Origin of the sequence: Pseudoalteromonas sp. Z9A6 (genome assembly GCF_011378805.1) — a bacterium.
In the GTDB taxonomy this organism is placed as follows: Bacteria; Pseudomonadota; Gammaproteobacteria; order Enterobacterales; family Alteromonadaceae; genus Pseudoalteromonas; species Pseudoalteromonas distincta.
In genome coordinates, this window is sequence record NZ_WTKZ01000002.1 from 65,309 (window position 1) to 87,088 (window position 21,780).

Here is a 21,780-nt window from a genome sequence, read left to right on the forward strand (position 1 = left end):
GTGCTAGGTTAGTGGTAAATTAATTGAAGGAAATAATTATGAAATTAGAGTCATTAGCACTGCACCACGGTTACGAATCTGAGGCTACGACCAAATCGGCAGCCGTGCCTATTTATCACACTTCTTCTTATACATTTGATAACACGCAGCATGGCGCTGATTTATTCGATTTAAAAGTACCTGGAAATATTTACACCCGCATAATGAACCCAACCAATGCCGTACTTGAACAACGTATTGCAGTAATGGAAGGGGGTATTGGTGGGCTAGCTGTTGCCTCTGGGATGGCTGCTATTACGTATGCTATTCAATGTTTGTGCGAAGTAGGCACTAATATTGTAAGCACCAGCCAAGTATATGGTGGTACGTATAACTTATTTGCTCATACACTACCTAGGCAAGGTATTGAAGCACGCATGATTAAAGCCGATGACTTTACCGCGTTCGAGAATGCAATTGACGACAACACCCGTGCTGTTTTTTGTGAATCTATTGGTAATCCAGCAGGTAATATTGTTGATATTGAACGTTTAGCACGTATTGCACACAGCAAAGGTGTGCCGCTTATTGTTGATAATACCGTGGCTACGCCGTATTTATGCCGCCCATTTGAGCTGGGCGCCGATATAGTGGTTCACTCGCTGACAAAGTACATAAACGGGCACGGTACTGCCATTGGCGGCATGATTGTCGACTCTGGTAAGTTTGATTGGAAAGCGAATGCCACGCGTTTTGCAATGATGAACGAGCCCGATCCGTCGTATCACAATGTGGTTTATACCGAAGCTTTTGCTGAAGCTGCATTTATCGGTCGCTGCAGAGTAGTGCCACTTAGAAATACTGGCGCAGCGCTTGCGCCTAAAAACGCATCTGACATTTTAATCGGCCTTGAAACCTTAGGTTTAAGAATGGATCGCCACTGCGAAAATGCACAGCAGTTAGCTGAGTATTTAGAAAATCATCCAAAAGTGCTTTGGGTTAATTACGCAGCGCTTAAATCAAGCCCGTATAACGAAATAAGCCAAAAAATTACCAGTGGTAAAGCATCGGGTATTTTAAGCTTTGGTATTGCTGGTGGCCTAGAAGCGGGTACTCGTTTTATTGATGCGCTAAACATGATTTTACGCTTAGTTAATATTGGCGATGCCAAGTCGCTTGCATGTCATCCAGCGTCAACCACACACCGCCAATTAAATGATGAAGAGCTTGCTAATGCGGGCGTAAGTCGCGATTTAATTCGTTTGTCGGTCGGTATTGAAAACATTGTAGATATAATTGCCGATGTAAGCCAAGCGCTCGATAAAGCTTAAAATTACATTAATTAGAAATGCTTGTTCAGCTTTACTGTAAATACAGTATTGTTTGTTAAAAAGGTTTAGGTTTTCTAAACCTTTTTAGCCATTCATTTAGCTACAGTTTAAATACAGGCGGTAGGCTAAATATTTATTACTTTAACCTAAATAAAATGGGCTAAAAGTAGTGATTTTTCACAATAGTTGGTATGTTACAAGTAACATTTTATTTAATTGTGTGTGATGAAAAAAAACAAACGTTCTTCTCTTCAAGATATTGCCGATGCGGTTGGTGTAACCAAAATGACGGTGAGTCGTTATTTACGTAATCCCGAAAAAGTATCAGAGTCTACTCGCACTAAAATTAGTGCAGCTATTGATACGCTAGGTTACATTGCAAATAAAGCCCCTGATTTACTCTCTAATGCTAAAAGTTACTCTATTGGTGTACTAGTCCCATCGTTAACGAATCACGTGTTTGCTCAAGTTATAAAAGGCATTGAAGATGTAACAGGGCCTGCAGGGTATCAAACAATGTTAGCCCATTATGGTTATAACCCTGAAATTGAAGAAAAACGGGTTGAGTATCTATTGTCGTATCACGTTGATGGTTTAATTTTATCAGAAACCACACACACAGACAGAACGCTAAAAATGATTGAAACGTCAGGCGTACCTGTGATTGAAATAATGGATACTCATCACTCTCCTATGCAGCAAGCGATTGGTTTTGATAACGTTAAAGCCGCTTTTGATATGACGACGGCACTTTTAAATAAAGGCTATCGCAATATTGTTTATATAGGTGCAAGGCTCGATGTACGAACACGCCTAAAATTTCAAGGTTATTCAGATGCTATGTTAGCTAAAGGCTTTACGCCTAAAAGTGTGATGACTGATCAAGCTTCATCTTATAGTTTAGGCGCTGAACTTTTACAAAAAGCGCGTACTGACTACCCAAATACTGACTGTTTGTTTTGTACTAATGATGATTTAGCAATTGGGGCTATTTTTGAATGCCAGCGAAACAACATTTTAGTGCCTAGCCAAATAGGGATTGTGGGTTTTCATGGTCATGATATTGGCCAAGCAATGGTGCCTCAATTAGCAAGTGTGATCACCCCTCGTTATCAGATAGGTAATGTTGCGGGAAGAGAGTTGTTGAGCCGCATTAATTCCGATTTGGATACTAGCATGAATTATAAGCAAGTAATTGATACTGGTTATATAGTTCATCTAGGTGAGAGTGTTTAAATACTTAAATTACCTGAGCCTAATTACCTGAGCCTAAATAACAAAAGGCTCAGGTAATTTTTATATGTGTGATGATAAATCTACGTATTGTAAATTTACAAAAACAGAGAAATAATCATAGCGACAAGTGCGCCAACAGTACCAATAATAGTTTCCATTACTGTCCACGTTTTAAGAGTTTGCATTTCGCTCAAACCGAGATAGCGACTCGCTAACCAAAATCCTGAGTCGTTTACATGGGAGAGCACAATAGAGCCCCCACCAATAGCGATGGTGACAGCGGCAAGCTGCGCTCCATCAAGGCCTAAAGGCTGAAGCATTGGAATAATTAAGCCACACGCTGTAAGCATAGCTACAGTCGCAGAGCCTTGAATAACCCGCACAGCGGCTGATAATACAAAAGCGAGTATTACAATCGGTAAGCCTGAGCCAGCTAAGTAATTACCTAGTGCCGTACCTACTCCTGAATCAACTAATACTTGTTTAAATACCCCACCGGCACCAGTGACAAGAATAATAATTCCCGCAGGTTGTAAGGCACTACCACAAATTTCCATGATTCTAGCATTAGGGACACCGCGCCTTGCACCGAGCAAATAAAATGCCATTAGGCAGGCAACTAAAATTGCTGTAAATGGATGACCTATAAAGGCTAACCAATTATATAAATCAGAGTCTTTTTCAACAAAGCGGCTACCAATAGTATTTAAACTAATCATAATTAACGGCAGAGCAATTAAACCTAATGCTAATCCAAAACTAGGCGCGCCTTTACCAACTCTTTGGTTATCGTCGATTTGTTCGTGTTGTGGGAGTTCTACATGAATAGATTTAGAAATAATAGAGCCCCAAATTGGACCTCCTATAATCATTGCCGGTATGGCAGCAATAAGGCCAAATAAAATCATATAACCATAGTCAGCGCCTAATTGAGAGGCAACCAAAATCGGCCCTGGCGCAGGAATAAGAAACGCCTGACAAGACGCTATCCCAGCAAGTAGCCCAATACCAATTTTAACAACGCTGCCACCGCCTTTTCGTACCACAGCAAAAACAATACCGATTAAAAGTACAACGGCTACATCAAAAAAGAGGGGGAGGGCACAAATAAAGCCCGTAAAGGTAAGCGCCCAATTAGCGTTTTTTTCTCCAAAACGGTGTAAAAGAGTGTGGGCAATACGATCCAGCGCGCCGGTTTCTTCCATTACTTTGCCAAACATGGCACCTAAAGCGACCACAACCGCTACAAAGCCTAGTGTTCCGGCCATTCCTTTTTGAATTGTAGCGGCAATTATTTCTGGGCTCATTCCTGAGAATAATCCTGCAATCATAGAAACAAGGATCAAAGAGACGACAGCATGTAGTCGTACTTTCATTACTAAGAAAAGCAATAAAAATATGGAGCCTGCCGCTGTTAGTATTAATGATAAATCTGACATTTTTCCCTACTTATATTCAGTGTGAATTATGATGTTTAGTGTGTTTAACTTCACTTTCGTATTTGTTACGGGTAACATGTTACCCGTAACTCAATATAATATATACATTGAAAATAATTAATTATTAAATTAAGGCGAGGGTAAATACATGAGTAACACAAATGTAGGTCGTGTTTATATTGTAATGGGGGTTTCAAGCACAGGAAAGTCAAGTGTGGGTGATGCATTAGCAAAGCGCATTGGCGCTAAATTTATCGACGGAGACGACTTACATCCCAAGGCTAATATATTAAAAATGTCATCTGGGCAGCCTTTAAACGATGCTGATCGTGTGCCTTGGCTAGAAAGAATACGTGATGCTGCATTTAGCATTGAAAAGAAAAATGAAATTGCGGTAATAGTCTGCTCTGCATTAAAAAAGAAATACCGAGAACAAATATGTGACGGAAATATAGGTATTACCTTTTTACATCTTTATGGTGATTTTGAACTGGTTAAAAGCCGTATGCAGGACAGAAAAGGGCATTTTATGCCTGTTGATTTACTCAAAAGCCAATTTGAAACGCTAGAAGTACCAAAAGAAGATGAGCCCAATGTTATAAATATAGATATTAATAACTCATTTGAGCAAGTAGTCGAAAGCTGTATTAGCGCAACTAAATGAATAGCCACAACACGTAAAAAGTTTTTAGTTAATCAATTAACTGTTACTTTTAACATTTAAAGGCTTTATTTGTTATGAGTTAGCGTCTGCTCGTGGTGTTTCTAAAATCGCTTTTTTTTCATCTTCAGATAATATTATCCAATCAAAAATTTCTTCGTTAGTACGCCCACAACCGGTGCAGTAACCGCTGCGCCTTTCGCATATTCCTAGGCAATCAGTTTTAAATTTAGATTGTTTTTTGTTTTGATTTAATTGGCGCATATTAAAGTCCTAGTGGTGGTGCAATTTCAAAGCGAGAAGAAAACCCGTTACCTTCTTGATTAGTAGCAAGTGTAATGACTGGGGTTTTAGTATCAAGTACAAAGGTGCTGTAAATTGAACTTGCTGTTTCTTTTTGGCTTTCCAACCAACCTGTTTTGGTTAAGCATTGGCGTAATTGCTTAGCCAGTTTTTGATGAGACTTTATTGTTTGCGTTTGTGTTTTAACAGGTGTTTGGCATTGGTAGCTTGCTTGCTCTGACTTATTTAAAGTAACCGTACAGTTTGCTCCAATCATATGAGCACTAGTACGCCATTGATTAGTAAACTGGTTATTTACTTTATCTGTTTTGATTGAATTAAAACCAGACTCATAACTGCTTATAAGGTTATTTATGGTGCTGCATTCGTCGGGTGTTACTGTGGTTTTTACAGACTGATTCGTTGTAGTAGTAGTGGTTGTTGTAGTTGTAGTCTGATTAGTTTTGCTGGTACAGCCCGCTAAAATAAACGCGACAATAGAAGGAATAATATAGTTTTTCATGTTTCACAGTAACCGATTAATTTAGCCACGCACTATATCACACGTGATTTACTGTAAAAATAAAAAGGCCCATATAAATATGAGCCTCTTTGTTAGTTGCAACTAATGCTATTTATGGCGACCTTGCAAGCATTTAACTACATCTTCAAGGGCTAAGCCTTGGCGTTGTAGTAATACTGTCAGGTGATAAATTAAATCAGCAGACTCGTTTGTTAGCTCATCGTTATCGTGTTTCATAGCGGCAAGAGCAACTTCTACGCCTTCTTCACCTACTTTTTGACAACTACGGCTTAAGTCTTTTGCAAATAATGACGCTGTGTAGCTTTTTTCAGGGTCGTCGTTTTTACGCGCAACAATCACATCTTCTAACTGTGCCAAAAAGCTTAAACTTGGTTTTGCTTCATCACCAAAACAGCTTTGTGTGCCTAAGTGGCATGTTGGGCCTTCTGGGTTGGCAAGTACTAAAATTGAATCGTAGTCACAATCTGTATGCACAGATACTACGTTTAAGTAGTTTTCTGATGACTCGCCTTTAGTCCATAAACGCGATTTTGAACGCGAGTAAAACGTTACCTTATTGGTATCAAGCGTAACAGCGAGTGCTTCGCTGTTCATAAAGCCTTGCATTAAAATAACACCAGAGCGGGCATCTTGAATAATAGCAGGGATCATGTCACTTTTAGCGAAATCGACCTGAGCTTGGTTTTGTTGTGTTACTTGCATAATCTTGCTGCCACTTGGTTATCTGTTAAAAATTGTTTTAGTTCGCCAATGTTAATCACATTTTTATGAAAAACGCTGGCAGCTAATGCACCATCTACTTTGCTTTGTTTAAATACATCAACAAAATCTTGCATACTACCCGCACCGCCAGAGGCGATTAAAGGAATGTCACACAGCTCGCGAATTTTACTTAGTTGCTCGTTGTCGTAACCGTTACGAACGCCATCTTGGTTCATACAGTTTAATACAATTTCGCCTGCGCCTAGGTCTTGTACGCGTTTAACCCATTCTTGTGTTTTATAGCGCGTACGGCTTGATGCATTAGGATCGCCGGTTAATTGGTACACTAAATACTCGCCGGTAATTTCATCAAAAAAGCTATCAATACCGACAACAACACATTGCTTACCAAACTCATCGTGTAATTCTTTAATAAGTTCAGGACGCGCAATAGCAGGGCTGTTAATGCTGATTTTGTCTGCGCCGCGCTCAAGTACCCGCGCTGCATCAGCCACTGATTTAATACCGCCCGCTACACAAAATGGAATATCGATATTACGTGCAATGCTCTCTACCCAGTTTACATCAAGTAGGCGTTTTTCAACGCTTGCGCTGATTTCGTAAAAAACCAGTTCATCGGCGCCAGCTTCGCTATAGGCTTTAGCCATTGTTAAAATATCGCCAACTATTTCATGGCCTTTAAACTTAACGCCTTTAACTACTTGGCCGTCTTTAACGTCTAAACACGGGATTATGCGTTTTGATAACATGCCAATGCCTCCTCAACGCTAAATGCGCCATCAAGCAATGATTTACCTAAAATAACGCCGCCCACACCAAGCTCTTTAAGCTTTTTAATGTCATCTAGTGAGCTTACGCCACCTGAGGCTTGCACTTTAATTGTGCTGTTGTGGCGAGTTAGGTCTTCGTAAAGCTCAAACGATGGACCTGTCATGGTGCCATCTTTACTGATGTCCGTGCATAAAAAATCAATAACACCTAAGCTTACATAAAAATCTACCAGCTCAAGTAAACCAAATTCAGATTCACTTAACCAACCGTGCGTTGCTGGTGCCCAGCCCGTGGCTGTTTTATTTACATCAAGAGCAATTACAAAATGCTCTGCGCCAAATTGCTCAATCCAGGCTTTTACTTGTTCGCGTTTTTCTACTGCCATTGAACCAATAACAACTTGGTTTGCACCGGCTTTTAGCCAATCACTTACATCTTGCTCTGAGCGAATACCGCCGCCCACTTGATACGGTACGTTAAGTGCTTTGGTTGCAGCTTGAATATGTTTCCACTGTTTTTTACTTGGATCGCGTGCACCTTCTAAATCAACAAGGTGTAGTTTACCCGCGCCGCTGTCGGTGTATTCTTTTAAACGCGCGCCAAGTTCGAAAGGGTAAAACTGTGCTGTGTCGTATTTACCTTGGTACAAGCGCACAATTTGATTTTGTAATACGTCTAATGCTGGAATAATCACAAATAATCTCTTTTTTGTTAGTTAATGGGCAGCTTACAACTGCCAATCAACAAAATTTTGTAATAAACGTGCGCCAACTTTTGCGCTGCGCTCTGGGTGAAATTGCATGCCTGCGTAATTGTCTTTAGCAACAATGGCTGAAAAGGTTTGACCATATTCGCCGCTCACTAGTGTGGCGTCGTTTACGGTATGCGCAAAGCTGTGAACAAAATAAACTTGCTCATCAAGCGTTAGCCCTTTAGTTAATGCATGCTCTTTGTTAACGCTTAAGTTATTCCAACCCATATGCGGCGACGTTAAGTTGCCTACATCAAGCGCTTTTACTTGTCCTGGTATTTTACCTAGGCACTGTACGTTACCTTCTTCGGTGCTTTCGCACAGTAACTGCATACCTAAACAAATACCCATAAGCGGGCGCTGGTATTCATTTATAGCTTGTTGCCAGCCGTTATCTACTAGGCGTTTCATAGCAACCGACGCGTGACCTACACCTGGTAGTATAGCGCGCTCAAAACCCGCTAATTGCTCTGGTGAAGTAATTACTGTTGGCGTTTGGCCTAGGCGTTCAAACGCAAAGCGTACTGAATTTATATTGGCACAACCGGTATTAATTATGGCAATCATAAACATCCCTTAGAGCTGGCTGTTTGTTGGGTCGTGTCTTGTGCTACTGCCATACGAAGAGCACGTGAGAACGCTTTAAATAAGCCTTCTACTTGGTGATGACAGTTACCGTCGCTTACCGATAAAATAAGGCTAATTGCGGCGTTATCACTCAAGCTTTTGAAAAAGTGCTCAACCATTTGCACGTCTAAGTCGCCTGCTTTTTCGCGGCTAAAGTTAGCGTTTAATACAAATGATGCACGGCCCGATAAATCAATTTGTGCTTCAGCTTTACACTCGTCCATAGGAAGCGCAAAACCATAGCGTGCAATTTGCGATTTAGTGCCAAGCGCTTGTTTAAGTGCGACACCAAGAGCAATACCAATGTCTTCAACAAGGTGGTGCTCGTCTATGTGTAAATCGCCTTTGGCTTTAATGTTTAAACCAATGTTTGCGTGGGTGCGAATTTGATCAAGCATGTGATCAAAAAAGCCAAGTCCGGTGTCTATGCTGCCATTTTTAGTTTGATCTAAGTTTATGGCTACATCAATTTGGGTTTCTTTTGTGTTGCGTGTAACACGACCTTCGCGGTTTGCGGTAGTCAATTTAGTTACTATCGCACTCCAATCGCCGTCGTATAAAATACCTTCACAACATAGATTTTGAGCAAGGCCAATATCAGTCTCGCGGTCGCCAATAACAAAAGAGCGCGCTAAGTCTACTTTGCCAGAGCGCATAAGCTCGGTAAGTAAGCCCGTTTTAGGTTTGCGGCAATCACAGTTTTGCTCATCAAAGTGTGGGCAAATTAATACCTCGTCAAAGCTAATGCCTTGGCTTTGCATTATGTCCATCATTTTGTCTTGTGCTATGTCAAAATCAGCAGTAGGAAAGCTATCTGTGCCTAAACCATCTTGGTTAGACACCATTACTAAACGGTAACCTGCGGCTTGTAATTGTAATAACGCAGGAATAACACCAGGTAAAAATGCTAGCTTTTCAAGGCTATCTACCTGTTTGTCGGTAATTGGCTCTTCAATAATAGTGCCGTCGCGGTCTATAAATAAATAGGGGTTACTCATGATACTTCGTTTCCTGCTAAAGATGCTGCGGTAGCCGGCGTTTGTAAGCCATCTAACCAAATTTTTACTTGTTCAAGTTCTTGTTCACTGCCAATTGAAATTCGTAGCCAGTCGTCTTCACCGTATAGTGTAAAAGCGCGCATAACCAAACCTTGCTCAAGTGCAATTTTAAAGTAGTTTTTATCGGCTAATTTTAAAGTAACAAAGTTACCTTCACCAGTGAGAATTTTTAATGCAGCAGGGGAGGCGTTTAGCCAATCTACCAACTTAGCTTTTAAGCTATTTAAAATAGTAACTTGGCGGCGCATTGATGTAATTGCATCGGGTGCAATTGCTTGCGCTGCAATACTTGCTACAACGCCAGATACCGGATACGGCGCAATAACTTTACGAATTGGCGCTAGTGTTGCTGCTTGTGCAAGCGTAAAGCCCGTTCTGAGCCCTGCTAGCGCAAAGGCTTTAGAAAGCGTACGCAAAACCACTACATTACTAAACTCATTAATAAGTTTTGTGGCGCTTTGCTCTGGGCAAAACTCTATATAGGCTTCGTCAACAATAACCAGTGCTTTACCCATAAGTGCTGTTGCAATCGCTTTTACTTTATCAAGTGGTGTTAGGCTGCCCGTTGGATTATTTGGGTTACAAATAAATACCAGTTTTGAGCTGCCAACAGCTGCGACTATTTCGTCAGCACTGCCATTTAATAATAACTCTTGGGTAAGCGCGTTAATACTAACATTGTGTGTATCGGCGGTAACTTTGTACATACCGTAGGTTGGTAAAAATAGCGCAATACTATCTTTAGCTGGCTCACAGTATGTGCGCACTAAAAGCTCAATGCCTTCATCTGCGCCGCGCGTCATTAATACATTTTCGCTTTCAAGCTCTGTATAAGCGGCGTAACGGTCAATAACCAGTTGCGGTTGTGGGTCGGGGTAGCGATTTAAATCCTCAATACTCAGTTCAAGATTTTTAGCATACGGGCTTTCGTTAGCATTTAGCCACGTAGTACCGGTTAGCTTTTCACTTTTTGCAGAGCTGTATGCAGCAAGGGCTGCAATATTCTTAGGTAATAAGCTAGACGCTTGTGCGCTCTCATTGCTCATTTTTAATTGCCTCTAAACGAATTGAAACCGCATTAGCGTGGGCATCAAGGCCTTCTGCATCTGCAAGTGGTAAAATTGCTTTTGAAAGCTGCGTTAAACCACTTTTAGTAATTGTTTGCACTGTGTATGTACGGAAAAAATCAAGCAAGTTTAAACTCGAGTAAGTTGCACTGTAACCATATGTTGGTAACACGTGGTTAGTACCCGATGCGTAATCGCCTGCAGATTCTGGTGTGTAGTCACCTACAAATACTGAGCCTGCATTTTTAACTTTATCTAGGTAAGGTGTTGCATCGCCTAGTTGTAAAATTAAGTGCTCTGGTCCATATTGCGCCGATACATCAAATGCTTGCTCAACTGAATCAACCAAAATAAGTGAAGAATTAGCGAGCGCTTGCTCGGCTGTTTCTTTGCGGCTCAAATTAGCTAATTGGCGTGTAAGTGCCTGCTGAGTTTGTTCTATAATACTTTCGCTGTTACATAATAAAATAACCTGCGAGTCTGCGCCGTGCTCTGCTTGTGAGAGTAAATCGGCGGCTATAAATTCTGGGTTTGCACGTTCATCTGCTATAACTAATACTTCAGACGGACCTGCTGGCATATCAATTGCCATACCTGGGATAGTTTGCGCAACGAGCTGTTTAGCCATTGTTACGAAGCTATTACCTGGGCCAAAAATTTTGTTTACTTTAGGAACCGATTCGGTGCCATAAGCCATTGCTGCAATTGCGCCTGCGCCACCACTTTCTATCAAAGTAGTAATGCCACATAACTTAGCTGCATATAAAATAGCAGGGTTAATTGCTTTATCACCTTGTACAGGCGTAGCTAGTACAACGGTTTTAGCGCCGCTTAACTGTGCTAATACACCTTGCATAATAACCGACGATGGCAGCGGAGCACTGCCACCGGGTACATAAATACCGACTGCTTCGATGGCTTGATATTTCAGTTCACATACAACGCCTGGTTGGGTTGATAATTTAATATCTTTTGGCAACTGCGCTTCGTGAAAACGTTTAACATTTGCATAAGCGGTGTCAATTGCGTATTTAAGCTCAGCACTTAGTGCTTGCTCTGATGCGTTAATTTCATCTAGCGGTACACGCAAACGTGGGTTAGCTCTATTATCAAACTCTTTGGCCATGCTAAGTAAGGCTTCATCGCCTTGCTCTTTTACATTAGCTAAAATAGTTTTACATATTGCTTCAACCTTTGCGCTTACAGAAACTGCAGGGCGCATTAGCGCCGCTGCTTGTACTTGTGAAGATTCCTCATTCCAACGAAGCATGGTACTTACTCCATCATTTTTTCAATTGGCATAACTAAAATAGAGTTAGCGCCTAGGGCCTTTAACTGCTCCATTGTTTCCCAAAATAATGTTTCGCTGCTTACCATGTGAAGTGCTACGTATTCTTCATTACCCGCAAGGGCAAGTAGAGTCGGTTGACCAGAACCAGGTAAAATTTCACAAATTTCATCAAGTTTATTTTTTGGTGCGTGTAGCATGATGTATTTGCTTTCTTTAGCTTGTCTAACACCACGTAGGCGCGGCATAAGCTTATTGATTAGTGCTAGTTTGTCAGCGTCTTGCAGATCTTTATTTTGAATTAAACATGCGTTTGATTCTAAAATTGTATCACCTTGAATTAAGCCGTTAGCTTCAAGTGTTGCGCCAGTAGATACCAAATCACAAATTGCATCAGATAAACCTGCACGTGGTGCTACTTCAACAGAGCCAGTAAGCATTACTGTACTTGCGTTAATGCCTTCGCGCTTTAACCACTGAGTTAAAATTTCTGGGTAGGTAGTTGCAATACGTTTGCCTTCAAACCAGCTTTTATCGCGAGCGCCTAGCTCTTGTGGCCATGCAAGTGCAAGACGACAGTAACCAAAATCTAGTTTTGAAAGTTTGTTTACTTCGCTTGGAACACCTTGGCGTTCACGTTCTGCTTGAACTTCTACTAGTACGTTTTCGCCAACAATACCTAAGTCACATACACCGTCCATTACTAAACCCGGAATATCGTCATCGCGCACACGTAGTACGTCAATTGGCATATTAGTTGAGTGTGCAATTAAGCGTTGTTCACGAAGGTTAAGTTTAACACCTAACTGTTTTAACAGATCTTGACAATCTTTAGATAGGCGGCCGCCTTTTTGGATGGCGATACGTAGACGATTACTGTTGTTCATTATTCATTTTCCTTTAATTTAAAAACTAAAAACCCCGAGGGGAACCTCAGGGCGAAAATGAATCAATGTTATTTGAATCGCCAGAGGTTCCTTTTAGGAATAACCTCTCAGCGAAAGACCTGACAGGTTATTCCGGTGAATGGTGGTGATGATGTACTGTTGTCAGGTTTAAGCGCATTTTTTATCCTATATAACTGCCCGTTGCTTTGTTAACGTGCAGTTGTTATCTGTTTAAATAAATTTCGCATTCATAAAAACATAAACAGCGATATTATGGCAAGTTTTTTTTAGCTTAATTAAAGCATATGTTATAACTGTCGATAATATTAAGATAATAAGCGCAATTTTAGCGAATAATTGTTTGTTTATCATTCAAATTTAGCATTTTGATAATCAAACAGTTAAATAAGGAAGTACGTATGGATATCATGATCCCTTATTTAGGAAGAATCACCAGGCTAGAAGTTGAGTCAAAAGGCGCTTTCCATATTGCGGGTGTGCAAAGTGGATCGGCTACTGAAAAAGTTGAACTAGAGAATAAAAAAAGGCGTGAGTTACAGAAAAAGAAAAAGCTCAATATGCTTGATGATCAAAGTAGTAAAAAAAAGTCTAACGTAGACGATGACGAAAACCCCCATTTAGATACATGGGCTTGAAAATACCAGCTTTACTAAATACATAAGCAATTAACTAAAAAGGCCCTTGCGGGCCTTTTTACTATGTATTTTGCTTATGCCAATTAGCTTAAACTCTTAAGCAGATTGGCATTACTCTTGGTTTTTGCTTTTAAATATATAAAAGCTAAATATAGCGAACACACATACCTGAGCTACAATACCTTGCCATGTTGACTTAATACCAAGCCATGCTATTTCCAAGCTCATTGGTAGCGGGGCAATACCTATTATATCGGCCTCTTGTAATGCAATAACGGCTTTGCCCATAAGCACAAACGAGAGTGCAAATAATAGGTAAGTGGTAATTGCAAAAAACTTAGCAACCGGTAATTTAATTGAGTACTTAATTAATACCCACGTAATAATAGCCAGTATTGCTACAGCTATCGCAAAACCCGATGCAATAGATGAATATTGAGCAGGCGAGCTTTGCGTTAATAAAGACTGATAAAACAATACGGTTTCGAATACTTCACGGTATACGGCAATAAAAGAAAGCCCCGCTAATCCCCAAAGTGTCCCCGACTCAAGACGCTTATCTATATTGTCTTTTATATATTTTTGCCATTGTTGAGCACTTGTTTTACTGTGCATCCATACGCCAACATACAGTAAAATTACAGCGGCAAACAATGCGCCAGCACCTTCCATAACTTCGCGACTTGCACCACTTATTTCTATTAATGTTTGCGCAGCAGCCCATGTTAAGCCACCGGCAATAAGTGCTGTTACCCAGCCAATATGTACGTATTTAAGCGCATCTTGACGTTTCGTTTTAATAAGCACAGTCATAAGGGCAATAATAACTAAGAGTGCCTCTAAGCCTTCTCGCAGTAATATTATTAAACTCGCTGAAAGTAGAGCGCCATCAGTTAGCTTGGTTTCGTTTAGCATGCTATCTGCTTTAGCTAGTTGTGTTAGTGCCGCACTTACTTTTTCGGCAACGACGGCTGTATCTTTTTCGTTTTTGAATGTTTGGCGCAGGTTCATCAGCTGTACTTCGATGTTTTTACGCAGTGTTTCGTCGTAGGCATTTAAGTTGTTTTCAACAAGCTCAAAGCCATCTAAGTATGCGCTAATTGCTAAATCACTTGCTTGTGAGTAATTGCCTTTAGCATGCGCGGCTTGCGCTGCAAGTAATTGCGTGCGAGTAACTGTTATCGGATTTTTGTTAGCGCTAAATAATTGCTCTGGATTACCACGAAGCCATTTAACGTAATGTGCTTGTGCTTCACTTTGACCTGCCGATAATTGTGCAGGGTTTAGGTTTACAATCTGCGAAGCGGTAATGTTTTGTTCTACATTTTGTGGTTTTTGAACATCTTTAAATGCCAAGCTACCTACATAGAAAGCTAAAGACCATCGTTGTTGTTCATTAAATTGGGTAAAAGCAACCATAGGTGTGTCGTCAATGCCGTTACTTACAGCGTCAAACAACCCCATTAATGAGCGGTTAGTTGCACGTTCTTCGTCGGTAAAGTTGGTAGGTTCTGGCGATAAATCTTTTGCAAGCGGGCCGTCGCCTTGACCACTTTGGCCGTGACACATTGAGCAGTTAGTAGCAAAAAGTGCTTTAGTTTGCTCAACCGGAAGCAGCGATGTAGGTAACGATAGTTGTGGCATAAAGGTAAGCAGCGACTCACGAAGCGCTGAGCTTGCTGCACGTACATCGGCAACACTCGCTTTATTAGCAATCGCTGTATGCAGTGCTTTAGCTTGTGCCTTTACTGTATCAAACTCATTGGTTTGGCTTGATAGCTGTCCAGCTTGCTCAATAATAACGTGCGAAAATTCAGTCATTTCTTGATATTCGTCGGGGTCTAGTATTTCACCATTTCCAACAGCTGCCACGTAATCTACACCTATATACTCTGCAAGCTGTGCAATTTGTTTTATTTTTGTTTGCTCATTAGGTGAGGCCGACACATTAAAGCTTGCCATAGCCATTATAAAAAGCACAAAAAAACAATGAAATTGTCGTTTGCCCATAGATACCAAATTTAAAAACACGTGAGAATTATTTTTGGACATTGAAAAGCCCTACAGAGGAAAAGCCAAAATTATAATTGTTTTCATTTGCATTTCAAGCGGATTAATTTAAACAAAGAAGATAAATAAAAAGGATAACAATTTATAGAACTTTAAAGTGTTTTTGTAACATGTGAGTAACAGTAACCAAGTGATTTATATAATAACTTGGTTACTGAGTTGATTGCTCACAAAGCATTTATTACTTTGCTTGCTCAGCTGACTTAATGCTGCTTTGAATAAGCGGCGAAATAGTTAAGCCTTGTACAATAATAGAAAATATAACCACAACGTAGGTAACAATAACGATTAGGTTATGTAGGTCAGAGCCGCCTACAAAAACTTGCTCGCGTGGGATTGCTGCCGCCATTGCCAGTGCAAGACCACCGCGTAGCCCACCCCAGGTTAAAATTTTAACACTGTGTTTATCGTAACTTCTAAAGCGTTTAAAGATAACAAAGGGTGCGCCTACACTAATAAAGCGTGCTAGTAATACTGCAGGTACCATTAGTAAGCCTAAGCCAATTTCACCAAGCGTGATTGGCATCGTCACTATTAGCATACCTATTATTAAAAACAGTAGGGCATTTAAAAAGCTATCGGTTGCATGCCAAAAATCTTTTACGTAACGAGTGTCTTCAGGCCCCGTGCGCTCAGTTGCTTTAGTACGAGTAATGTTACCCATTAATATGCCGCTCGTTACCATGGCAAGTGCGCCTGATATTTCCCAAATATTTGCAGCAGCAAAACCTGCGGTAGGAATAGTTAAGGTTATCAATAAGCGAATGTTTACATCGCGGCTGTTAATAATTAAAAAGTGGCCAACCAAAGCGATAACCAAACCAAACGCAATGCCGCCTAGGGCGTCTACAAAAAAGAGTTCTGCTATATCGCCAAATTGTGCATCGGTGCCATAAAAAGCAACCGAAAAAATGGTCGTAAATATTACTAAACCAATACCGTCGTTAAATAGCGACTCACCTTCTACTTGAACTGAGATTCCTTCTGGCGCTCGCATTTGTTTAATAATAGCAAGTACGGCAATAGGATCGGTTGGGCTAATAAGCGCGCCAAATAATAAACAGTATATAAACGGTACATCAAAGCCAAATAAGGCAAACAGATAAAAACTTAAATAACCGACTATAAAAGTGGAAGCAATAGTAGAAAATAGCACTAGTGCGGTTATTTCCCAGCGCTGTTTACGAAGCGCCATAAGGTTAATTTCCAATGCGCCAGCATAAAGTAAAAATCCGAGCATACCTTTGAGTAATAACTCGTTAAAGTTAATACTGGAAACAATTTGGGTCATGGCTAACGCATTTTGATCGCCTAATAATTTAACGGCAATAATCAATAATAAAGAAATAACAACTGAGCCTGTAGTAATGGCAATTGTAGTTTGCATTTTGAGGATATATTGGTTTGCAAAAGCAATAAAAATTGCAATGGCAGAGAGAAAACAAATGAGATACCAAGCATTCATTGGCTAACCTTACTATTTTTTTAACGACACACGAAAAAGAGGATTATAAACCCGCGTATGGTACTCCTGTAATATTTCAGAGTCACAGTTTTTATGCCTAAATATAGCTTTTAATACGGATTATTTTTAGTAAGAGTTAATAGGAAATTAGGCTTTGTAAATATTGTCATTATTAAATTAAATGTACGTTATAAATACACAGTGTATTGTAAAATCGAATGATTAATTTCACTATTTAAAGTGCGTATTAATTCGTAAAGTAAAAGTGGGTTTTGTAATTACTTGCCCTTAATGCTTTGCTTACGTAAAATCCCGCTATTATTTATTTTAAAGTGATTGGTATTATCAAACAGCTGTTTAGTGCAACCGGGCCTTTAGCGTTATCTTTAGATGGGTATATGCCTCGCCAACCACAAATTGATATGGCAATAGCTGTTGCGGATGCATTAAAAAACAGTTCGCAATTAGTTGTTGAAGCAGGCACGGGTACGGGTAAAACATTTGCATATTTAGCCCCTGCACTTAAGTCAAAAGGGCGCACGATAATATCAACAGGTTCTAAAGCTCTACAAGAGCAGCTTTATCACCGAGATTTACCGCAACTAGTTAAAGCTTTAAGTGCTTCAAAAAAAACCGCCTTATTAAAAGGGCGCGCCAATTACCTATGCACCTACCGACTTAATCAACATGTTGCACATGTACCTACTGACGACTCTGACGTAATGCATCAACTAGCTATGGTAGCTAAGTTTGCAAGCGAAACACAATCGGGCGATTTAGCCGATTGCATAGGTATAGAAGATGATGCCAAAGTACTGCCTTATGTAAATTCAACAGCCGATAATTGTTTAGGCAAAGAGTGTCCAGATTTTCAAAGCTGTTATATACGCAAAGCACGTTTAACTGCGGCCGATGCTGATGTGGTTGTTATTAATCACCACTTGTTTTTTGCTGATATGGCTGTAAAAGAAAGTGGCTTTGCTGAACTTATGCCAAAAGCCGACGCATATATATTTGATGAAGCCCATCAGTTAAGCGAAATTGCTAGTGATTACTTTGGTGAAAGTTTAAGCACTAAAAAGTTGGTAGATTTAATTAATGATTTACGTGCTATTTATAGAGCTGAAATTCCCGATATGCTGCAACTTGGTAAAAGCTTAAACAAGCTTGAGACAAGCGTTGCTGATTTACGATTACAATTTGGTGTTGATGGCAGCCGTGGCGATTGGCGAGAAAAACTAAGCGATAAACAAATTTGCGCGGCGCTCCATCGTGTGATCAGTGATTTAGATTTTGTTTATCAAGTACTCAAGCTTTGCCTAGATAGAAGCGACAAAATTGAGCATCCATTTGAACGTGCACTTGCGTTTAAAGGGCAGTTAGAGCGGGTTTTTGATACAGCCCAAACCGGCTTTAGTTATTGGTATGAAACAACGCGCCGTTATTTAACAATTAATATAACGCCATTGAATGTATCAGCTAAGTTTGCTCAAATGATGCAAGACACGGGCGCAGGCTTTGTATTCACTTCTGCAACACTTTCGGTTGATAACAAACTAGAGCATTTTAATGCAAGCCTAGGTTTGAAACCAAAACAAAGTATGATGGTAGATAGCCCATTTGATTACCCTAATCAGGCGCTGCTGTGTTTACCTCGCTACTTACCCGAATCGCATGCTGATAATATGCCGCATGCGATTGTAAAACTAACGCTTGAGCTTATAAAATCGGCACAAGGGCGTTGTTTTGTGTTATTTACTAGCTATCGAATGATGCACTTAGTGGCCGAAGGGCTAACTACACAAATAGACTACCCAGTTTATATGCAAGGGCAAATGTCTAAGCGTATAATTTTAGAGAAATTTACTCGCCATGGTAATGCGGTATTACTCGGCACGGCTTCTTTTTGGGAAGGCGTTGATGTACGCGGCAGTACATTAAGCTGTGTTATTATAGACAAATTGCCATTTGCAGCCCCTGACGATCCATTGCTACAAGCTAAAATGCAAGATTGCCAAATGCAGGGAAAAGACCCTTTTTCACACATACAATTACCGCAGGCTGTTATTGCGCTAAAGCAAGGTGTAGGGCGTTTAATTCGAGATAGTAAAGACAAAGGCGTACTTGTAATATGCGATAATCGCTTAGTTACGCGCCAATATGGCCAAGTATTTTTGAAAAGCTTACCACCGATGCGCCGCACGCGAAGCTTAGAAGATGCCAATACATTTTTAAAACAAATTAATTAGAGTACTAAAATGATCAAAAGTAATATCCTCGCCCTTGATGCTTCAACTGAAGCACTTTCAATTGTCTTACATTACCAGGGCCAAACGTTTCATCATTTTGAAGAGTGTCCGCAGCAGCACAGCCAAAAAATACTTCCACTTGTGGATGAACTGTTAACTAAAGCAAACTGTAAATTAAAAGATTTAGACGTAATCGGTTTTGGCCAAGGGCCAGGTAGTTTCACCGGTGTACGTATTAGTGTTGCTATAGCGCAAGGTTTAGCGTATTCAACTAATTTGCCGCTTGTTGGTGTGTCTACACTGGCAACTATGGCTCAACAAACGTTTGAACAAAATCGCAGCCTGAGTGTTTATCCAAGTATAGATGCGCGTATGGGTGAGATATACTTTGCACATTACCAAGCGCAAAATAATCTAATGCTTTTAGTTAACCAAGAATGCGTTATAAAACCTGATTTACTAAACAATGAGTATATAGCAACCACTGAGCCATCTGTAGCAGTGGGCACAGGTTTTAAAACCTATCCTGATGCGCTTAATGACTTTGAAAACGTGACAATTAATACTGATATTACATTGCCTGATGCACGTTATATGTTAGCGCATGTTGAAGCCGCGTTTTTAGCGGGTGACGTTGTAAAAGCGAGTGACGCTCAACCTAAATATGTGCGCGATACGGTAACGTGGAAAAAGCTACCAGGACGTGAGTAATCATATTATTTGCAAATTGGTTGTTTTTAAATCATAATTTTATGCATTATTAAGGTTGGAGACGCGTAATGACGCTGCCTATTGGTTCAGGTTTTTTTACCGGAGATATTCCGGGTAGGGTTAGCTCTATTAAAGTTGTTACTAATAAACCACAGAGTTTATTAGACCAACCGGCTGCTAAAAAAACAAATACCGATTACGTAAAAAGCAGTATTGAGGGTGTTGAACTGGCTAATCAGCTGTTTAAAAGCAGTGCTAAAAGCAATGAATACAGCCAAACAATTTACGACCAACCAACAGCTCAAGTAAGCAAAGCGATTTCTACTTATACTGAATTTGCCAATTTAGAACGCAGAGCAGAAGTACAAAATTTAATAGGCGTTGATATATACGCTTAATGCTTATTTAATCGCTTTAGATAAATTCAGCTATAAAATTTAATAAAAAGCCCGAACATTTGTTCGGGCTTTTTGTGTTCAAATCCACGTAAAGCTTACTGTTTAATAAAGCCAATCAGCTTATCTGCTATATCAGTATTATTTTGTGAACCAATAAATTGCTCACTGCCTTTACCATAGACAAATACCTGCACGTCTACAGCGGTATGTCCGCCTGTTGTCCAGCCAGTAAAGCTTGCATCGCTAATAATACTTTTAACAGCTAAATTAAGCGCTTTTTCACCCATTTTTTTAGCTTGCTCAAGTTTTATTTGGTTTTCAGTTGTAAATTCAATATTGGTGTTAGCAGTCCATACTGGTTTTAAATCATCAGAATCCAGTAAAAGTTGAGTTAGTTTACCAGCAGTTGCTTTAACACCTTTTACTACATCAGTTTCCCATTTGTACTGACCATGTGCGCCAAGGGTTAACCCTCCTGTAGAGTGATCTGCAGTAATAACTAAAATAGTATCTTCGTTTTTATCTACATAGGCTTTTGCTTTTTCGATTGATTTAGCAAAATCATCCATCTCAGCCATTGCACAGGCAATATCGTTAGAGTGACCACACCAATCAATTTGGCTGCCTTCAATCATCACAAAAAAGCCTTCTTTGTTTTGATTATCTAATAAACCAAGTGCTTTAGACGTTAACTGAGTAAGACGAGTTGGGTTTTCATCTAATGCAAAAGGTAAGCCTTTAGATGCGTATAAACCAATTGCAGGTATTTGTGTAATTTGCCCTAGGTTTTTAATGTCGTCGCCATATTGATAACCAGCGGCTTTAAATTCATCAACTAAATTACGGTCATCACGAATAAAGTATTTAGTACCGCCACCAAGCATTAAATCAACCGGTAATTTACCCGCAATTTTATTGTCGATGTAGTCATTGGCAATGTCATTATAATTATTACGTGATTCATTATGCGCCGCAAAACTTGCTGGAGTAGCGTGGTTAATTTGTGAAGTTGCTACAAGCGCTGTTGTCATACCGCGCTCTTTTGCTATTTCAAGCATGGTTTTAACTGACTTTTTGTCTGTATCTACTGCAATTGCGCCATTGTAACTTTTATGACCGCTACTGAGTGCTGTAGCACCTGCTGCGCTGTCTGTCACATAAGTATGGTCATCAGGGTAGGTACGAGCCATACCCTTTAAAATAGTGTCAAAAACCGTGCCTTCTACTTCTTTTGTTGCAGGGTCATCTTTAAAATAGCGATAAGCCGTGGTGTAAGCCGGACCCATGCCGTCACCAATCATATAAATTACATTTTTAGGTGCTGATTCTGCGTAAGCACCAGAAGCGGTGCATAAAAGCGCTAATAAGCTGATCTGTTTTTTCATGGTTGTGTACCTTATGAGTGTACCTTATTTAATAGCCGCTGATATTGTATACAGATAGTATGATAAATAAATGAATATCTAAGATATTTATAATTTGGGGTTATATGAATAGAATTGTAGTTAACGCTGTTAGTTCTATTTATTTAAACTATACTGGTTATAGCTTAACTACATATAATGCTATCACCTTTTAATTGTTTAA

At 40.0% G+C, this 21,780-nt stretch carries 21 protein-coding genes; 7 read left to right on the plus strand and 14 right to left on the minus strand.

Annotation, left to right across the window (positions count from 1 at the left end; translation table 11 throughout):
- The first annotated feature begins 38 nt into the window (after window positions 1–38).
- Both GQR53_RS01065 and gntR read left to right on the plus strand, forming a co-directional pair.
- Window positions 39–1,310, plus strand: a complete 1,272-nt coding sequence (locus GQR53_RS01065; RefSeq protein ID WP_165742631.1) for an aminotransferase class I/II-fold pyridoxal phosphate-dependent enzyme — start codon at window positions 39–41, stop codon at window positions 1,308–1,310.
- A gap of 225 nt (window positions 1,311–1,535) precedes the next feature.
- Window positions 1,536–2,546, plus strand: a complete 1,011-nt coding sequence (gene gntR, locus GQR53_RS01070; protein ID WP_024604207.1) for a gluconate operon transcriptional repressor GntR — start codon at window positions 1,536–1,538, stop codon at window positions 2,544–2,546.
- Between the two features lie 95 nt (window positions 2,547–2,641).
- On the opposite strand, the gene gntU is transcribed toward gntR, so the two are convergent.
- Entirely contained in the window at window positions 2,642–3,985 is a 1,344-nt protein-coding gene (gene gntU, locus GQR53_RS01075; RefSeq protein WP_165742632.1) for a gluconate transporter, read from the minus strand.
- Between the two features lie 148 nt (window positions 3,986–4,133).
- On the opposite strand from gntU, the gene GQR53_RS01080 reads away from it, so the two are divergent.
- The gene (locus tag GQR53_RS01080) at window positions 4,134–4,649 is read left to right on the plus strand and encodes a gluconokinase (protein WP_165742633.1); all 516 of its coding nucleotides are present in this window, start codon (window positions 4,134–4,136) and stop codon (window positions 4,647–4,649) included.
- Between the two features lie 72 nt (window positions 4,650–4,721).
- Here GQR53_RS01080 and GQR53_RS01085 read toward each other — a convergent pair whose 3' ends face one another.
- The 10 genes from GQR53_RS01085 to hisG form a co-directional block, all read right to left on the minus strand.
- Window positions 4,722–4,910: a DUF1289 domain-containing protein gene (locus GQR53_RS01085; RefSeq protein WP_165723885.1), complete on the minus strand. Its 189-nt coding sequence runs from the start codon at window positions 4,908–4,910 to the stop codon at window positions 4,722–4,724.
- 1 nt (window position 4,911) lies between these two features.
- Complete coding sequence (locus GQR53_RS01090; protein WP_165742634.1) at window positions 4,912–5,451, minus strand: hypothetical protein; 540 nt, start codon at window positions 5,449–5,451, stop codon at window positions 4,912–4,914.
- A 108-nt stretch (window positions 5,452–5,559) separates the two neighbouring features.
- Window positions 5,560–6,174: a bifunctional phosphoribosyl-AMP cyclohydrolase/phosphoribosyl-ATP diphosphatase HisIE gene (gene hisIE / locus GQR53_RS01095; protein WP_007376299.1), complete on the minus strand. Its 615-nt coding sequence runs from the start codon at window positions 6,172–6,174 to the stop codon at window positions 5,560–5,562.
- Window positions 6,165–6,944 carry an imidazole glycerol phosphate synthase subunit HisF gene (gene hisF, locus GQR53_RS01100; protein WP_002960269.1) on the minus strand — a complete coding sequence of 260 codons (780 nt, stop codon included), beginning with the start codon at window positions 6,942–6,944 and terminating at the stop codon, window positions 6,165–6,167. The genes hisIE and hisF overlap by 10 nt, the downstream gene beginning before the upstream one ends.
- On the minus strand, window positions 6,926–7,660 hold the full coding sequence (locus tag GQR53_RS01105) for a 1-(5-phosphoribosyl)-5-[(5-phosphoribosylamino)methylideneamino] imidazole-4-carboxamide isomerase (protein ID WP_165742635.1): 735 nt from the start codon (window positions 7,658–7,660) through the stop codon (window positions 6,926–6,928). Before GQR53_RS01105 ends, hisF begins: the two co-directional genes overlap by 19 nt.
- Before the next feature lie 33 nt (window positions 7,661–7,693).
- Window positions 7,694–8,284: an imidazole glycerol phosphate synthase subunit HisH gene (hisH, locus tag GQR53_RS01110; protein ID WP_002960265.1), complete on the minus strand. Its 591-nt coding sequence runs from the start codon at window positions 8,282–8,284 to the stop codon at window positions 7,694–7,696.
- On the minus strand, window positions 8,281–9,342 hold the full coding sequence (hisB, locus tag GQR53_RS01115; RefSeq protein WP_165742636.1) for a bifunctional histidinol-phosphatase/imidazoleglycerol-phosphate dehydratase HisB: 1,062 nt from the start codon (window positions 9,340–9,342) through the stop codon (window positions 8,281–8,283). Before hisB ends, hisH begins: the two co-directional genes overlap by 4 nt.
- Window positions 9,339–10,448, minus strand: coding sequence for a histidinol-phosphate transaminase (hisC, locus tag GQR53_RS01120; RefSeq protein WP_149603695.1), 1,110 nt, complete (start codon window positions 10,446–10,448; stop codon window positions 9,339–9,341). The genes hisB and hisC overlap by 4 nt, the downstream gene beginning before the upstream one ends.
- Window positions 10,438–11,739, minus strand: coding sequence for a histidinol dehydrogenase (gene hisD / locus GQR53_RS01125; RefSeq protein WP_024597350.1), 1,302 nt, complete (start codon window positions 11,737–11,739; stop codon window positions 10,438–10,440). The genes hisC and hisD overlap by 11 nt, the downstream gene beginning before the upstream one ends.
- 5 nt (window positions 11,740–11,744) lie before the next feature.
- The gene (gene hisG, locus GQR53_RS01130) at window positions 11,745–12,644 is read right to left on the minus strand and encodes an ATP phosphoribosyltransferase (protein WP_007376294.1); all 900 of its coding nucleotides are present in this window, start codon (window positions 12,642–12,644) and stop codon (window positions 11,745–11,747) included.
- 419 nt (window positions 12,645–13,063) lie between these two features.
- Here hisG and GQR53_RS01135 point away from each other — a divergent pair, with 419 nt between their 5' ends.
- The gene (locus GQR53_RS01135) at window positions 13,064–13,300 is read left to right on the plus strand and encodes a hypothetical protein (protein WP_096794606.1); all 237 of its coding nucleotides are present in this window, start codon (window positions 13,064–13,066) and stop codon (window positions 13,298–13,300) included.
- Between the two features lie 111 nt (window positions 13,301–13,411).
- On the opposite strand, the gene GQR53_RS01140 is transcribed toward GQR53_RS01135, so the two are convergent.
- Together GQR53_RS01140 and GQR53_RS01145 are read right to left on the minus strand one after the other, a co-directional pair.
- Window positions 13,412–15,268: a cytochrome c/FTR1 family iron permease gene (locus GQR53_RS01140; protein ID WP_165742686.1), complete on the minus strand. Its 1,857-nt coding sequence runs from the start codon at window positions 15,266–15,268 to the stop codon at window positions 13,412–13,414.
- 283 nt (window positions 15,269–15,551) lie between these two features.
- Window positions 15,552–16,835, minus strand: coding sequence for a sodium:proton antiporter (locus GQR53_RS01145; RefSeq protein WP_024597348.1), 1,284 nt, complete (start codon window positions 16,833–16,835; stop codon window positions 15,552–15,554).
- A gap of 332 nt (window positions 16,836–17,167) precedes the next feature.
- Between GQR53_RS01145 and GQR53_RS01150 the strand changes: the two genes are divergently transcribed.
- The 3 genes from GQR53_RS01150 to GQR53_RS01160 all read left to right on the plus strand — a co-directional run bounded on the left by GQR53_RS01150 (window position 17,168) and on the right by GQR53_RS01160 (window position 20,193).
- Window positions 17,168–19,084 (plus strand): ATP-dependent DNA helicase, encoded by a 1,917-nt coding sequence (locus GQR53_RS01150; RefSeq protein ID WP_165742637.1) that lies wholly within the window; start codon window positions 17,168–17,170, stop codon window positions 19,082–19,084.
- 9 nt (window positions 19,085–19,093) lie between these two features.
- A complete protein-coding gene (tsaB, locus tag GQR53_RS01155; protein ID WP_165742638.1) occupies window positions 19,094–19,795 on the plus strand; it encodes a tRNA (adenosine(37)-N6)-threonylcarbamoyltransferase complex dimerization subunit type 1 TsaB in 702 nt (233 codons plus the stop codon).
- Between the two features lie 68 nt (window positions 19,796–19,863).
- Window positions 19,864–20,193 (plus strand): hypothetical protein, encoded by a 330-nt coding sequence (locus GQR53_RS01160; RefSeq protein ID WP_165742639.1) that lies wholly within the window; start codon window positions 19,864–19,866, stop codon window positions 20,191–20,193.
- Window positions 20,194–20,288: 95 nt separating this feature from the next.
- Here the strand turns inward: GQR53_RS01160 and GQR53_RS01165 are convergent, their stop codons facing one another.
- Entirely contained in the window at window positions 20,289–21,578 is a 1,290-nt protein-coding gene (locus GQR53_RS01165) for an alkaline phosphatase (protein ID WP_165742640.1), read from the minus strand.
- Between the last annotated feature and the right edge of the window lie 202 nt (window positions 21,579–21,780).

Coding starts and splice junctions, on each gene's coding strand:
- GQR53_RS01065 (WP_165742631.1), top strand. CDS start 39: ATGAAATTAGAGTCATTAGCACTGCACCACGGTTACGAATCTGAGGCT.
- gntR (WP_024604207.1), top strand. CDS start 1,536: ATGAAAAAAAACAAACGTTCTTCTCTTCAAGATATTGCCGATGCGGTT.
- gntU (WP_165742632.1), bottom strand. CDS start 3,985: ATGTCAGATTTATCATTAATACTAACAGCGGCAGGCTCCATATTTTTA.
- GQR53_RS01080 (WP_165742633.1), top strand. CDS start 4,134: ATGAGTAACACAAATGTAGGTCGTGTTTATATTGTAATGGGGGTTTCA.
- GQR53_RS01085 (WP_165723885.1), bottom strand. CDS start 4,910: ATGCGCCAATTAAATCAAAACAAAAAACAATCTAAATTTAAAACTGAT.
- GQR53_RS01090 (WP_165742634.1), bottom strand. CDS start 5,451: ATGAAAAACTATATTATTCCTTCTATTGTCGCGTTTATTTTAGCGGGC.
- hisIE (WP_007376299.1), bottom strand. CDS start 6,174: ATGCAAGTAACACAACAAAACCAAGCTCAGGTCGATTTCGCTAAAAGT.
- hisF (WP_002960269.1), bottom strand. CDS start 6,944: ATGTTATCAAAACGCATAATCCCGTGTTTAGACGTTAAAGACGGCCAA.
- hisH (WP_002960265.1), bottom strand. CDS start 8,284: ATGATTGCCATAATTAATACCGGTTGTGCCAATATAAATTCAGTACGC.
- hisB (WP_165742636.1), bottom strand. CDS start 9,342: ATGAGTAACCCCTATTTATTTATAGACCGCGACGGCACTATTATTGAA.
- hisC (WP_149603695.1), bottom strand. CDS start 10,448: ATGAGCAATGAGAGCGCACAAGCGTCTAGCTTATTACCTAAGAATATT.
- hisD (WP_024597350.1), bottom strand. CDS start 11,739: ATGCTTCGTTGGAATGAGGAATCTTCACAAGTACAAGCAGCGGCGCTA.
- hisG (WP_007376294.1), bottom strand. CDS start 12,644: ATGAACAACAGTAATCGTCTACGTATCGCCATCCAAAAAGGCGGCCGC.
- GQR53_RS01135 (WP_096794606.1), top strand. CDS start 13,064: ATGGATATCATGATCCCTTATTTAGGAAGAATCACCAGGCTAGAAGTT.
- GQR53_RS01140 (WP_165742686.1), bottom strand. CDS start 15,268: ATGGCTATGGCAAGCTTTAATGTGTCGGCCTCACCTAATGAGCAAACA.
- GQR53_RS01145 (WP_024597348.1), bottom strand. CDS start 16,835: ATGAATGCTTGGTATCTCATTTGTTTTCTCTCTGCCATTGCAATTTTT.
- tsaB (WP_165742638.1), top strand. CDS start 19,094: ATGATCAAAAGTAATATCCTCGCCCTTGATGCTTCAACTGAAGCACTT.
- GQR53_RS01160 (WP_165742639.1), top strand. CDS start 19,864: ATGACGCTGCCTATTGGTTCAGGTTTTTTTACCGGAGATATTCCGGGT.
- GQR53_RS01165 (WP_165742640.1), bottom strand. CDS start 21,578: ATGAAAAAACAGATCAGCTTATTAGCGCTTTTATGCACCGCTTCTGGT.